This is a genomic window from Pedobacter sp. Leaf132, from assembly GCF_920984695.1.
GTDB lineage: Bacteria > Bacteroidota > Bacteroidia > Sphingobacteriales > Sphingobacteriaceae > Pedobacter.
Map to the genome: position 1 here is coordinate 422,795 of NZ_CAKLBO010000002.1, position 15,143 is coordinate 437,937.

At 35.8% G+C, this 15,143-nt stretch carries 10 protein-coding genes; 1 reads left to right on the forward strand and 9 read right to left on the reverse strand.

Annotated elements, in window-relative coordinates; genetic code table 11:
* Window positions 1-38: 38 nt before the first annotated feature.
* The 8 genes from rpmI to LUA86_RS05690 form a co-directional block, all read right to left on the reverse strand.
* Window positions 39-239, reverse strand: a complete 201-nt coding sequence (gene rpmI / locus LUA86_RS05655) for a 50S ribosomal protein L35 (protein WP_056872807.1) — start codon at window positions 237-239, stop codon at window positions 39-41.
* A 29-nt stretch (window positions 240-268) separates the two neighbouring features.
* Entirely contained in the window at window positions 269-838 is a 570-nt protein-coding gene (gene infC / locus LUA86_RS05660; protein WP_109928230.1) for a translation initiation factor IF-3, read from the reverse strand.
* A 23-nt stretch (window positions 839-861) separates the two neighbouring features.
* Window positions 862-2,787 carry a threonine--tRNA ligase gene (gene thrS, locus LUA86_RS05665; RefSeq protein WP_231459640.1) on the reverse strand — a complete coding sequence of 642 codons (1,926 nt, stop codon included), beginning with the start codon at window positions 2,785-2,787 and terminating at the stop codon, window positions 862-864.
* Window positions 2,788-3,047: 260 nt separating this feature from the next.
* A complete protein-coding gene (locus tag LUA86_RS05670; RefSeq protein ID WP_370634315.1) occupies window positions 3,048-4,043 on the reverse strand; it encodes an acyltransferase family protein in 996 nt (331 codons plus the stop codon).
* A 182-nt stretch (window positions 4,044-4,225) separates the two neighbouring features.
* The gene (locus LUA86_RS05675; protein ID WP_231459641.1) at window positions 4,226-5,134 is read right to left on the reverse strand and encodes a hypothetical protein; all 909 of its coding nucleotides are present in this window, start codon (window positions 5,132-5,134) and stop codon (window positions 4,226-4,228) included.
* A gap of 120 nt (window positions 5,135-5,254) precedes the next feature.
* A complete protein-coding gene (locus tag LUA86_RS05680; RefSeq protein ID WP_231459642.1) occupies window positions 5,255-5,992 on the reverse strand; it encodes a (Fe-S)-binding protein in 738 nt (245 codons plus the stop codon).
* 38 nt (window positions 5,993-6,030) lie between these two features.
* A complete protein-coding gene (locus tag LUA86_RS05685) occupies window positions 6,031-7,329 on the reverse strand; it encodes an MFS transporter (protein ID WP_231459643.1) in 1,299 nt (432 codons plus the stop codon).
* Between the two features lie 65 nt (window positions 7,330-7,394).
* A complete protein-coding gene (locus LUA86_RS05690) occupies window positions 7,395-9,287 on the reverse strand; it encodes an ATP-dependent DNA helicase RecQ (RefSeq protein WP_231459644.1) in 1,893 nt (630 codons plus the stop codon).
* 72 nt (window positions 9,288-9,359) lie between these two features.
* Between LUA86_RS05690 and LUA86_RS05695 the strand changes: the two genes are divergently transcribed.
* On the forward strand, window positions 9,360-12,587 hold the full coding sequence (locus tag LUA86_RS05695; protein WP_231459645.1) for an amidohydrolase family protein: 3,228 nt from the start codon (window positions 9,360-9,362) through the stop codon (window positions 12,585-12,587).
* Between the two features lie 216 nt (window positions 12,588-12,803).
* Here LUA86_RS05695 and LUA86_RS05700 read toward each other — a convergent pair whose 3' ends face one another.
* Window positions 12,804-14,999 (reverse strand): radical SAM protein, encoded by a 2,196-nt coding sequence (locus tag LUA86_RS05700; RefSeq protein WP_231459646.1) that lies wholly within the window; start codon window positions 14,997-14,999, stop codon window positions 12,804-12,806.
* Between the last annotated feature and the right edge of the window lie 144 nt (window positions 15,000-15,143).

A 15,143-nucleotide genomic window follows, 5' to 3' on the forward strand; every position in this document is an offset into this window, starting at 1 on the left:
AAGGAACTTTAATGCCTGATACCTGGTGAATTAATAAATTACTTTCCGATACAAAGCATACGTTTAACGTTACCAGTATCTGCTGCTGTTACCATGCTAGCATTTCCAAGTGCACGTTTACGTTTAGTACTCATCTTTGTTAAGATGTGACTTTTGTATGCGTTGTTTCTTTTGATTTTACCTGTTCCAGTAAGCGAAAAACGCTTTTTAGCACTGGAATTGGTTTTCATTTTTGGCATAACCTGTTTTTTAATTTATAAACCTATTTTTATTTTTTTGCTACTTTAGGCGCAACTGTTAGGAACATACGTTTACCTTCTAACTTCGGTAATAACTCTACTTTTCCTACATCTTCCAAAGCCTGAGCAAATTTTAGTAATAAAATTTCTCCCTGCTCTTTGTAAACAATTGCTCTACCTTTAAAATGCACATAAGCTCTAACTTTCTCACCGTTCTCTAAAAAGCTGATGGCATGTTTTAATTTAAACTGGAAATCGTGGTCGTTTGTATTAGGACCGAAACGAATCTCCTTAATAACAGTTTGTTTAGCATTAGATTTAATTTCCTTTTGCTTTTTCTTCTGCTCGTAAACGAATTTGCTGTAATCTATAATTCTACAAACCGGAGGTACAGCATTCGGAGAAATTTCTACCAAATCTAATTCCAGTTCATCAGCAAGTGCCAAAGCTTTAGCCAAAGGATAAATCCCCGGTTCAACATTATCGCCTGCTAAACGCACTTCAGGCGATTTAATAAACTGATTAATGTTATGTTCTGCTTCTTTTTTCTTAAAAGGCGGACGTGGTCCCCTGTTAAATCCTGGTCTTCCTAATGCCAAATTTGTATAATATTAATTTTAATTTAAACTGTTATTTCTTTTAATAATAAGCCGCTGAACTCCTCCAACGTCATTTCACCTAAATCTCCCTCGCCATGTTTTCTGATTGAAATTTTACCTTCAGCCATTTCTTTCTCACCAATGATGAGCATGTAAGGGATTTTTTTAACCTCCGCATCGCGGATTTTGCGACCGATTTTCTCATCTCGAAAGTCAATCAGCCCGCGAATATCGGAATTATTTAATTCATCTAAAACTTTTTTTGCATATTCTTCATATTTTTCTGAAATAGGAAGAATAATATATTGCTCCGGACTTAACCATAAAGGGAAGTTTCCGGCACAATGTTCAATCAAAACTGCAATAAAACGTTCTAGTGAACCAAATGGTGCACGGTGTATCATTACTGGTCTGTGTTTCTGATTATCGCTACCAGTGTATTCTAATTCAAAACGCTCAGGAAGGTTATAATCAACCTGAATTGTACCTAACTGCCACTTTCTGCCTAAAGCATCTTTAACCATAAAATCCAGCTTCGGGCCATAGAAGGCAGCCTCACCATATTCAATTACAGTATTTAAGCCTTTTTCTGCAGCAGCCTCGATAATAGCATTTTCAGAAAGCTTCCAATTTTCATCAGAGCCAATGTATTTAGCTTTATTATCAGGATCTCTTAACGAAATTTGAGCGGTATAGTTTTCAAAACCTAAAGATTTAAATACATAAAGCACCAAATCAATAACTTTCTTAAACTCATCTTTTACTTGTTCCGGCATACAGAATAAGTGTGCATCATCCTGAGTAAAGCCACGTACACGAGTTAAACCATGTAATTCGCCACTTTGTTCGTAACGATATACTGTTCCAAATTCGGCAAAACGAACCGGAAGATCTTTGTATGAACGTGGTTTTGTTTTATAAATTTCACAGTGATGCGGGCAGTTCATCGGCTTTAAGAAAAACTCCTCTCCTTCTTGAGGCGTTTTTATTGGCTGAAATGAATCTTTACCATATTTTTCCCAGTGACCAGAAGTTACATACAGGTTTTTATGGCCAATATGTGGCGTAACTACTTGTTCATATCCAGCTTTTGCCTGCGCTTTAGTTAAAAAGTTTACCAAACGCTCACGCAAAGCTGTTCCTTTAGGTAACCATAAAGGTAAACCCATTCCAACTTTCTCTGAGAAAGCAAATAGCTCAAGCTCTTTTCCCAGCTTGCGGTGATCGCGTTTTTTAGCTTCCTCAATCATTGCAAGATATTCGGTAAGCTCGCTTGCTTTTGGAAAAGTTACACCGTAAATACGTGTTAATTGTTTTTTAGTTTCATCACCTCTCCAGTATGCACCTGCAACATTCATCAGTTTTACTGCTTTAACAAAACTAGTATTTGGAATGTGCGGACCGCGACATAAATCGGTAAAAGCTCCCTGAGAATAGAAAGTTATTTTTCCATCCTCCAAACCATCAATTAAATCAAGTTTGTATTCATCGCCCTTTTCTGTAAAATATTTAATTGCATCAGCTTTGCTTACACTTTCGCGTTTGAAAGTTTCTTTTTGCTTAGCCAATTCAATCATTTTTGTTTCAATGGCTTTGAAATCATCCGAAGAAAATTCCTTGTCACCAAAATCTACATCGTAATAAAAACCAGTTTCAATTGCCGGGCCTATACCGAATTTTGTACCAGGATATAGCGCCTCTAAAGCTTCGGCCATTAAGTGTGCCGATGAATGCCAAAAAGTAGTTTTGCCTTCAGCATCATTCCAGGTTAGTAATTTTACAGAAGAATCTGCTTCAATTGGACGTGTTGAATCCCAAACTTCGCCATTAACTTCTGCAGCTAAAACGTTTCTTGCTAAACCTTCGGAAATTGACAATGCAATTTGATGAGCAGAAGTGCCCTTTTCATACTGACGAACGGAGCCGTCAGGTAAAGTAATATTAATCATCTACAACTATGATTTTGCCCCTCATCACGCTGGAATATTGGAACGGTTTACAAATAATTTTATTTCTAAATCACATACAAAGTGATTTTATTTGCTGCAAAGATGCTGTTTTTTGCGTTAAAATGCAAGTTTTGATTAATACTAATTGATTTCATGAATAAAATTACAAGTCAATTATCTATTATTTTTCACCCATTTATTTTTCAGATAATTACGAATTGGTACATCAATAAAACGCATTGTTAAATACGCAAAACCGATTAATAAGACCATATAAACTGCACTGTAAATTTGAGTAAAGCCATCTCTGGTTTAATCTCTACAAAATAGGTTAAAAATACCCAAATGAATGGATAATGAATCATGTACAAGGGGTAAGAAATTTCTCCTGAAAGTTTACACAAAGGCTCTAACTTAGGTTTTATCGTTGCACCAGCACCCAAAGCAACCAAAACAGGAAAGTAAATTAACACAATTAAGGGTTCGGTGAGCCAATTGTAATTATCATTAAAAGGAACTATAAATGCCAACAACAGCAAAGCTGATAATCCTAAAAACCCTATATTATTTTTAATTGCCCAGTTTGAGCGGAAAATTAACATTCCAACTAAAAAAGAATATAAAACACGTGCGCCACCATCCCAAAATGTTGGTCCGCTCCAGCCGCCCATTAAATTGGTTGATTTAAATGCGATAAAACAAATTAATGCAGCGGCAACGAAAGTGAAAATTTGCAATGTGTTGCGACTAAACTTATACAGAACGAATACATAAAAAATGTTGGCAATGTATTCCCAAAAGAGCGACCAAGCTGGCGCATTTAAATTGAATAAATTAAAAAAACGTTCCTCCATCAAAGGATAAGGGATTAAAAAAACCGAGGCTAGAAACATCAGCAATGTCTGGCCGAATCCATAAGTTGGATAAAAATTGCTAAAAGGATCTAAGAAAAAAGTTAGTAAACCTAAAACCGAACCAATCACTACTAATGGATGTAATCTAATCAGTCTGAGTTTTATGAATTGCCAAACACCAAGATGTGCTATCCTACTATCATAGGCATAGGCAATAACAAAGCCTGATAAGCAGAAGAAAAAATCTACTGCCAAAAAACTATGAACAATAACATTTTCTTTGGGAGGGAAAATTATCTCCATGAAATGAAACAGTACTACAGATATGGCGGCAACTCCTCTTAACCCATCTAAAATTTCGAAATGTTTTTTTGTGTTCAGTAAGGAATTGTTGTTTTGCATTTTGAAGAATGTTAGATATAGTCAATAATAATCATTCATATTGAAATTACATTTAAACAATTGTGGTTTTTAGCCAAAATGTAACCGGAAATATACAGTCGCTATTGTTTTTAAATAGTAGATAAATTAAAAAAGCCTGCACAAATTTAATTGTGCAGGCTTAATAAAATAACTTATTTAAATTAGTTAACCACGATAACTCTTTGTCCGCCAGCTCCGGCTGGTCTGTTGTTTCCGTTTCCTCTAAAACGTTTCATCATGTTTTCCATCTTCACTTTATATTCAGCATCGGTAATAGCAATGGCTTTTTTTGGTGCTGTTACATCTTTGTTGCTAACATTTCTATATTCAATGCTTTTAGCAATTGTGCTGTTTCCTCTGCCCTCAATTGCTAAAACAGTTCCTTCTGTCCACATATTTGGATTTGGTGAGAAATCAAAACCTAAATCCTTAGTGTACCAAATGTGAGTTTCTTCGGTCACATCTTTATCCATACCTAAAATTTTAACTGAACGAGTTGATTTTACGATAACCTCATTACAGTTTAAACCTAAAATTTGTTTAGTAGCATCAGTTTTAACCACCTCAATTTTTGGAGGAACAATAGGTTTAGGTTTAGTTGTATCGTTAGGATTGTTTCTACCCATACCGCCAAAAGTATTTATAGGTCCTGAGGTGTTCAGTTTTAATCCGCTTTGCATAACATAAGTAGTATCATTTAAATCGAAAACCTCAACTAATTTTTTATCAGCAAATGTGTAGTAATATTCTCTGTTACCACCTGCACCACCAAAACCTCTCATCATACGACCCATTCCACCGCCGCCACCGCCAGCACCGTTACTATCTTCTGTTTCTTCAACCGGCATGTAACTCGCATTTGTGGCATTAAATAGTAACTCAAAATTTGATTTACTTGTAGACGGCATTCTTGCAGCCATTTGTTCGGGGATTTTAATACCACTTGCTGCCATCATCGTAGCAGGATCAATAGTAGTTTCATATTGTATTGCTCCAGATGTTTTCTTTTGTGCGCTCGCTACAGATGCTAAAGATAAAACGCCTAAAAAAGCGAGAATTACTTTTTTCATTTTGTTATGTTTTTGTTGTTAGATATGAAAGGTTAAAAAAGGTTTAACAAAGATATTTTTATTTAACGCAAAGCATGTTAAAAAGTGTTAAACGCTTAGCAAACAGAAGTAATATGTTTGTTAATATTCTGTGCTTTCTAACCAACCGTTACATAAAACATCTGCAATATGCATGGTTTTAATTGGCAGATTGTTTTTTTCGATATAACCTTGAAGATGAAGCAAACAAGATAAATCTGTAGAAATAATATAATCGGCTTGTTGGGCAAGCGCATGGTTAACTTTTTGTTCTGCCATGGCAGATGAAATTGCATCAAATTTTACAGCAAAAGTACCACCAAAACCACAACACATATCGTTATCGGGTAACTCAAGCATTTCTAAACCATGTACTTTAGATAGAAGCTGACGTGGTTCGTCTTTTATTTTACATTCTCTTAAAGCACTGCAAGAATCATGGTAAACAGCTTTTCCTTCTAATTCTGCTCCGAAGTAATCCTTCTTCGCCACATTAATTAAGAAATCAGATAGTTCCCAGATGTTTGATTGCAAACTGCGGCATTTATTGTGAACAATTGTATTGGTAAATAAATCATTAAAACCAGCTTTTACCATTCCTACGCATGATGCGGATGGTGCAACCACATAGGTATTTTCCGTAAAATCGTTCAAAAATTTTGTTCCAACTTCTTTAGCCTCATCCCAATAACCGGCGTTGTAAGCAGGCTGTCCGCAACAGGTTTGTTTTGAGTTGTATTCTACCTCACATCCCGATTTTTCTAATAACCTTAAAGTGTTAAATGCGGTTTCGGGATATAATTGGTCTACAAAACAGGGAACAAACAATTCTACTTTCATCTATTTATCATTACAATTGGAGCTACAAACTTACACTTTTAGTTTTCTCTGCGTTCGTTTTTTCTTAAGATTACCAAAAAGATTAATCCAACAATAAAAAATGATGCCAAAGCGATAATGGATTGGCGCATGTTATGCGTAAGTCCTTCAATTAAAGCAAAGCTGAATAAACCGATTACAATTGCTAACTTTTCTGTAGCATCGTAAAAGCTAAAAAATGAAGCCGTGTCGGTAGTATTTTCGGGTATATGTTTAGAATACGTAGAACGTGATAAGGATTGGATGCCGCCCATTATTAAGCCTACAATTGCCGCTAAACCATAAAATTGATATTCTGTAGTGATTGAATATCCATATATGCAGCAGGCAATCCAAATGATTACTACAATAATTAATACATTAACGTTTCCTAATTTTTTGACTAACCTAGACATTAGCCATGCACCTAGTATGGCTACGAGTTGAATAATTAAAATTACCGCAATTAAACTACCCGACTCTAGCTTTAAAACTTTGGCCCCAAAACCTGCTGCTGCAAGCATTATGGTTTGTACCCCCATAGAATAGAAGAAAAACGCAATTAAGTAGGTCTTTAAAAAACTCATTTGTTTTAATTGATTCCAAACCTTTTCAAATTCTCCAAAACTGCTTTTTAAAATGCCTTTTTCTTCGGCAGATAAAACAGGAATATCTTTTGGCAATGCCTTGAATGGAATTTGAGCAAATACAAGCCACCAAATCCCAACTAGTAAAAACGATATCTGTGCAGGAAGTGATTTATCTGTAATGCCAAAAAGCTCTGGTTTTAACACAAATACAAAACAAATTAGCTGTAAAATTACGCTGCCAACGTATCCATAAGAAAAACCTTGCGCACTCACTTTATCCTGGTTTTGAGTAGATGCGATGATTGGCAAATACGAATTATTAAACATTACGCCGCCAACATAACCCATTGCAGCTAAAACGAAACAAATAATTCCAGCTTCCAGCGTTTCTAGCTTGAAGAAAAATAAGCACATACAAGAAATTGAACCCACATAAGTGAACAATTTCATAAAAAATTTCTTTTTGCCTTTTGCATCAGCATAGGAAGATAAGATTGGTAGTAAAACCACCATAATTAAATAAGCAAATGCCAGAGCATAGTTAGATAAAACCGTGTTAATAAAGGTTTTTCCAAAAAAGGTAACTTCATCACCATGTGCTTCGGTTGTAGTTACTGCTACATAGTAAACCGGAAAAATTGTTGAAGTGATAACTAAATTGTAAGCAGAATTTGCCCAATCGAAGAAAGCCCATGAGCGAATGGTTTTCTTATTATCTTTTTCTATCATGAATAAGCGTTAAATGTTCGAAAGTTGTGGATGGAAATCTAAAATCGTAATTCTTAAATCAAAAATCAAATGTAATATTTCTTTCCATCAGTTTTAATCTTGCCAGCATCTAATAATTCTCTTATTGTATCTATACGTTCATTTTCCGAACCATTTTTTATGTTGATAACCAAATCATCTAAAATTAAAGGCTGATGTTGCAAAAGCGAAATGATTTCAAATTCAATTTCATCATTAAGCTGAACATCGTTATCAACTCTCTTTTCTGCTAAACAAACATCGCAAACACCACATCTGCTCGCATTCATTTCATCAAAATAGTTTAATAATTGTATGTTTCTGCAAATATTTGATGATGCATAAGCTACAACTGCATTTATTTGTTTGAGTAAAATATCTTTACGCAATTCAAGGTATTTTACGTCAACATCAAAATGCTCCATATCTACCCGCGGCCTTATATATTGCAATTGCGGCTGGTCAGTCTGTTGAATGTAGGCAAGCAGTTCTATAGATTGCAGCTTATTTAAAAAGGCAACAATTTCTTTGTAAGATAAGCCAGTCTTCTTCGCTAAATCTGCTTCATTAATATTAACAAAACCATCAAAAGCACCCCCGTGAGAACGCAAAATGGTTTTTATGATATTGTCGTAAGCTTTGTTTTCAATCTGAAAGCGATACACATCTTCGTGCCCTACCGTAAACATTAATCTTGAGGACAGAAAAACACTCTCCGACAGTATTACGTAACCATCATGCTCTAAAAATTTTAAAGCCGAAATAGTTTTTAAAACACTAACATTAAAACGTTTACAAAAGTCGGCTATATCAAAAGCAAAGGTTAGTCCCTCGCCTGCTCCAAATGCCAACTGAAAATAGTTACCCAGATAATGGTAAATCTTTCTGATTTCTTCTGGTGATGGAAAACTATTTATGTACCGAGCCTCAAGACTTAAAATATCTGACTGATTGGCTAGCAAAACGGCATAACTTCGCTTTTCATCCCGACCAGCTCTACCTGCTTCCTGATAATAAGCTTCTAAACTTTCTGGTAAATCTAAATGCACAACAAAACGAACATCAGCTTTATCAATTCCCATCCCAAAAGCATTGGTTGCAACCATTATGCGGGTTTTATTTTGTTTCCAGTCTTCTTGTTTCTGAAAACGTTCGTTTTTTTCTAAACCAGCGTGGTAGAAATCAGCCTTGATTTGGTTTCTGTTGATAAAATTAGAAACCTCTGCAGTTTCTCTACGATTTCTAACATATACTAAACCCGTACCTTTAACATTCCTACAAATATTTATAAGCTTTTTGTATTTATCTTCCTTATTAAAAACAACATAACTTAAATTATCTCTAGCAAAACTTTTAATAAAAACCTGCGGATTTTTCATCTCCAGTTTCTTTATAATGTCTTTTCTAACAAAGTCTGTTGCTGTGGCGGTTAATGCTAAAATGGGTACATCTGGTAAAATTTCCCTAAGCTTTGATATTTGCTGGTATGGAGGTCGAAAATCATAACCCCACTGCGAAATGCAATGCGCTTCATCAACAGCGATTAAATTCACATTCATGTAAGAAATCCTTACCCGAACTAAATCTGATAGTAATCTTTCTGGTGATAAATAAAGGAATTTGATTTTGCCGTAGATGCAATTGTCTAAAAGAATATCGATTTCACGTTTGCCCATCCCGGCATAAATTGCAATCGCTTCTATGCCTTTTTCTTTTAGGTTTTCAACCTGATCTTTCATCAAGGCTATTAATGGAGAAACTACAATACAAATTCCTTCTTTTACCATTGCCGGAATCTGAAAACAAACAGACTTGCCTCCGCCCGTTGGCAATAAAGCCAAGCTATCTTTTCCCTCCAATACAGAAGTAATAATATCTTGTTGTAATGGTCTGAAAGCTTGATGGCCCCAGTACTTTTGTAAAATCTCTATTGCTGTCATAAATCGGCGGTATCAAAACTATAAAAAAGCTCTTGATATTACTAAATTGCACCACAATTAATCAAAATTTAGATGAAGCAACTCTATTTTCTTTCTGCACTCTCATTTCTATTTTTCATTACAAAAGCCCAGGATAAGAAATGGGATGTAGAAAAATATCAAGGTACCACTAAAAATTTCACGCTAAATACTGATGAAGGTACTTGGATGAACTTAGATGTTAGTCCGGATGGGCAGGAAATTGTGTTTGATTTGTTGGGTGATATTTATACAATGCCTATTGCCGGCGGACAAGCAAAACTAATTAGTGGAGGCATTGCTTACGATGTTCAGCCACGTTTTAGCCCAAATGGTAAGTATATTTCTTACACAAGTGATAGAAGTGGAGGAGATAATATCTGGATTATGAGCCGAGATGGTTCAAATAAAAAACAAGTAACAAAAGAGAGTTTCAGATTGCTCAATAATGCTACCTGGATGCCAAATAGCGAATATATCGTAGCCAGAAAACATTTTACTGCTGGCCGCTCGTTAGGTGCTGGCGAAATGTGGATGTATAACATTAACGGTGGTGATGGTGTACAATTAACTAAACGTAAAAACGACCAGCAAGATGCCGGCGAACCAAATGTTTCGCCTGATGGCAAATACGTTTATTTTAGTGAGGATGTTACTCCAGGTCCAAATTTCGAATACAGTAAAGATCCAAATGGAACAATTTACGCCATTCGCCAATTAGATTTAACGAGCGGTAAAATAACAACATTAATTAACGAGCAAGGTGGTGCTTGTAGGCCGCAGGTTTCTCCCGATGGAAATTTGATTGCGTTTGTGAAACGTGTAAGGTTAAAATCTACGTTGTATGTTCAAAATATTAAAACCGGTGAAGAATGGGCTGTTAATGATGAGTTATCACATGACCAGCAGGAAACCTGGGCAATTTTTGGTGTTTACCCTAATTTCGCCTGGACCCCAGATAGTAAAAGTTTGGTGTTTTATGCTAAAGGAAAAATCAGAAAAACTGAAATTAAAAACTTAATAACTTCAACAATTCCATTTCAGGCAAATACCGTTCAAACGGTACAACAAGCATTACATTTCGAGCAACAGGTTTTTAGTAATGAATTTTCTGCTAAAATGTTGCGCCAATTAACTACATCGCCTGATGGCAAAACCATTGTGTTTAATGCAGCCGGGTTTTTATATAAACAAGAATTGCCAAATGGAACGCCAGAACGCTTAACAAATGGTTTGGATTTCGAGTTTGAACCAGGTTTCAGTCCGGATGGAAAATATATTGTTTACGTAAGTTGGAGTGATGAATTGCGTGGCGCAATAAAAAGGACTGATTTAAAATCGGGCAAAACAATTACTTTAACTGATGAAAAGGGCTTTTATTATTCGCCTCAATATTCTACAAAAGGTGATAAAATTGTTTTTAGAAAAGGCAGTGGAAATGATGTTTTGGGTTATAACTATGGCCGCGGAACAGGTATTTTTACTATGGCTTCTAACGGCGGGGCTAAAACTTTAATTTCTGAAAATGGTATTCGCCCGCAATTTAACAATACAGATACCCGAATCTATTTTCAAAGTTATGCTGATGGTAAAAAAGCTTTGAAAAGCATTGATTTAAATGGCGCAAACGAAAGAACGCACTTTACTTCTCAGTATGCTAACCAATTCGTTATCAGTCCGGATAATAAATGGGTGGCTTTTAACGAGTTATTTAATGTTTACATCACACCAATGATAAATGTTGGCGTTGCACAAGATGCATCAGCTGGAAATAAAGCAATTCCTGTTGCAAAAGTTACTACCGATGGCGGAACATATATTCAATGGAGTGCAGATAGTAAAAACCTGCATTGGACTTTAGGTCCAAAATATTTTACCATTGATGTGAATAGCGCATTCAACTTTGATGGCTCTGCACCAAAAACGCAGGCTAGTTCAATTGATATAAATTTAACTTTAAAATCTGATGCGCCAACGGGAATTGTTGCACTTAAAGGTGCAAGAATCATTTCGATGAAAGGTGATGAGGTTATTGAAAACGGTGTAATTCTAACAGATGGAAACAAAATTACTTCTATTAGCAAAGCCGATGCGGTAACTATTCCTTCAAACGCAAAAATTATCGATGTAAATGGCAAAACTATAATGCCTGGAATTATTGATGTGCATGCGCATTTACGTACAAGTCCGGATGGCATTACACCACAAAGTGATTGGAGTTATTTGGCAAATCTGGCTTTTGGTGTAACTACTTCGCATGATCCATCAAGCAATACAGAAATGGTTTTCAGTCAAAGTGAAATGCTTAAAGCCGGTAGAATGGTTGGGCCAAGGGTTTACTCAACAGGTGGAATTTTATACGGTGCTGATGGAGATTTTAAAGTTGTTATAAATAGTTTGGATGATGCTTTAGCTAATTTAAAACGCTTAAAAGCTGTTGGAGCATTTTCTGTAAAATCGTACAATCAACCACGTAGAGAGCAGCGTCAGCAAATTTTAGAAGCAGCCCGTCAATTAAAAATGGAAGTTGTACCTGAAGGCGGTTCTACATTTTTTCATAACATGAATATGGTTGCCGATGGACATACGGGAATTGAACACAGCATCCCGGTTTTACCGGTTTATAAAGATGTTACCACGCTTTGGAATAATACTACAGTTGGTTATACGCCGACTTTAATTGTAGCTTACGGCGGACAATGGGGTGAAAATTATTGGTACGATAGAACCAATGTTTGGGAAAATGAAAAATTAATGACTTACACACCACGTTCTATTATTGATTCGAGAGCAAGACGTAGAACAACTTCAGAATATAGCGATTACAACCACATTGATATCGCAAAAGCCACTAAGCAAATTGCTGATGGAGGCACGAAAGTAAATTTAGGCGCTCATGGCCAAATTCAAGGTTTAGGAGCACATTGGGAACTGTGGATGTTTGTGCAAGGCGGTTTTTCACCTCTGCAGGCCATCAGAAACGCAACTTTAAATGGCGCACATTATTTAGGCATGGACAAAGAAATTGGCTCTTTAGAAGTTGGAAAATTGGCCGATTTAGTAATTATGGATGCGAATCCTTTGGATGATATTCGCAATTCGGAAAAAATTAAATATGTGATGATTAACGGACGCTTGTACGATAGTGCGACTATGAATGAAGTGGGTACGAGAGAGAAACTACGTGGCAAATTGTGGTTTGAAAACGCTCGTGGAAATGGTTATGTAATTCCTAATGGTGAATCAGAAACCTGGACCTATACCGTTCCGCATTGCGATTAATTTAGTTACACTTTCGTCATTCCCTCGTAGGCGGGTATCCTAATGCTTAGATTTTGCATATCGTTTTAGGATTCCCGTTTTCACGGGAATGACGTAACAAGAAAAACTTATATGAATTTACATTCCTTGATATAGTGATTTTTCATCACCTTTAATTTATTACAGGTTTTTTTGCTAAGAGATGCTGAAATAAATTCAGCACGACAAATTAAATAGCTACAAAACCAACAACCCAAATTCCCTCAAAGTATTTATTGGTTTGGAGTACCAGAACAACTCAAAATTTTCCATTTCATTTTCAAAATCAGCTTTAACTTCAGCAAAAGAAAAAACCTTTTCATTTGAGATGTGGATTTTATCCAAAATTGACACCAACCACTCCCCTTCATTTTTATTGGTTTGAATCGTTAAGCTTTCTTTTTTATCGTAAATAGTTAAAGAAGCCATTTCCCAAGTATGTCCCTTTTTTGATTTAGTAAAGAATTCTACAGATGGCTGTCCGCATATCCAGACTACTTTAGCAGTAGGTTTTGTATTGAAATTATTCTCTTCATTTATTGCCTTTTCAATAAAATCAGATTGAATTTTAGTTCTTGGGATTTTAAAATCAAACCAATCTTGCAGCTCATAATCAAAACAAATTCCATGCATAAAATTGAAAAGCGATTTCTTCAATCCAAAACTAAATTTATTGTGGTCGATACCTGTTTTATCGATGTAGTTGATATCGTTATTTGCAAAAGTGCCAATGCTTTCTGTTTCTTTAATCACACCAAATTTTTCGGGATACATCCCTACCGGACTGTGTGCCGTCATAGCAAACTGATGCCAGAATCCGGATTGTAAAATTCCGGCTTCAAACAGCTGACGCACCATTTCTAAACTATCAACCGTTTCTTGAATGGTTTGCGTAGGGTAACCATACATTAAATATGCATGAACCATGATGCCAGCTTCTGTAAAATTTCTGGTTACACGAGCAACTTGTTCTACCGTAACGCCTTTATCAATCAGTTTTAATAACCTATCCGATGCAACTTCCAAACCTCCAGAAACCGCTATACAACCAGATGCTTTCAGTAAAAGACACAAATCTGCTGTAAAACTTTTTTCAAAACGAATGTTAGTCCACCAGGTTACGGCGAGTTTTCTACGAAGAATTTCCAGGGCAACTTCACGCATTAAAGCAGGCGGTGCAGCTTCATCCACAAAATGAAAACCATTTTGGCCGGTTTTTAAACTCAGCTCTTCAATCCTGTCTACAATTTGCTTTGCCTGTACAGGTTCATAAACCTTAATGTAATCTAAAGAAATATCGCAAAAAGTACATTTACCCCAATAGCATCCATGTGCCATGGTAAGTTTATTCCAACGGCCATCACTCCACATGCGGTGCATTGGGTTAACAATTTCAATAACAGAAATATATTTATCTAAAAGTAAACCTGTGTAATCCGGTGTACCAACATCGGCTTGTTTATAATCTTTTCTGAAAGAATCATTTTTGTAAACCACTACATCATTTTCGAGCAAAAAAGTACGCTTGTACATTTGCATTTCTTTTGGAATTGCTCCGCTGATGTTTTGAATCAACAATTCAATTGGCAATTCTCCATCATCTAAAGTGATAAAGTCAAAAAACTCGAAGACACGTTTATCAGAAAGTGAACGCAATTCCGTATTTGGAAAACCACCACCCATCGAAATTTTAATTTCAGGATGATGTTTTTTCACCCATTGAGCCGAACAAAAGGCACTATATAAATTACCTGGAAAAGGAACGGAAATCAAAAATAATTTAGGTTGAACTTCTTCGATGTATTTTTTTAAGATAGATATTAAAATCGTATCAATATAGGTTGGCGACTGACCTAAAGCCTGGTAAAGCTCATCGAAAGAATTTGCGCTTCTGCCCAAACGCTCTGCATAACGGCTGAAACCAAAGTTTTCATCAACACGTTCTACAATAAAATCCGAAATATCCTCCAAATAAAGCGTTGCAAGGTGTTTGGCTTTATCTTGAGTTCCCATAGCGCCGAATGCCCAATCTAATTCTTCCAATTGCGCAAAACGAGAAGCTTGAGGTAAAAAATCATCACCGCAAATTTGCAAAGCCAATGTTGGGTTTTTTCCCTGTAAAAAAGAGATTACAGCATCAATGGTTTTCAAATACTCATCTTTCAAAGCTAAAATACGCCTGGCATTATCACTTTTGGTTTTTGAATTCTCTAACTGAAATACATCGATTAAACCTTTTCTTGAAAACAATTCTAAAATCACCTCAATACCTAAATCTGCCTGTGTAGAACTGATATTTTTAGTGTTAAGAAAACCTTTTATATATGCGCTTGCTGGATACGGAGTATTCAGTTGGGTGAATGGCGGAGTAACAATTAAAACGTCGGTCTTCAAAAGGAGTTTTTAAAATGCAAAAGTAAAGGAATTTTAGAAGATTGGTTTATAAAAAGGTCGTCACTCTGAATTTATTTAAGCGTATTTAGCCTTTAAAGATGCTACACAAAATTTAGCATTGCGAATTTGTTAAGATAGTAGTTA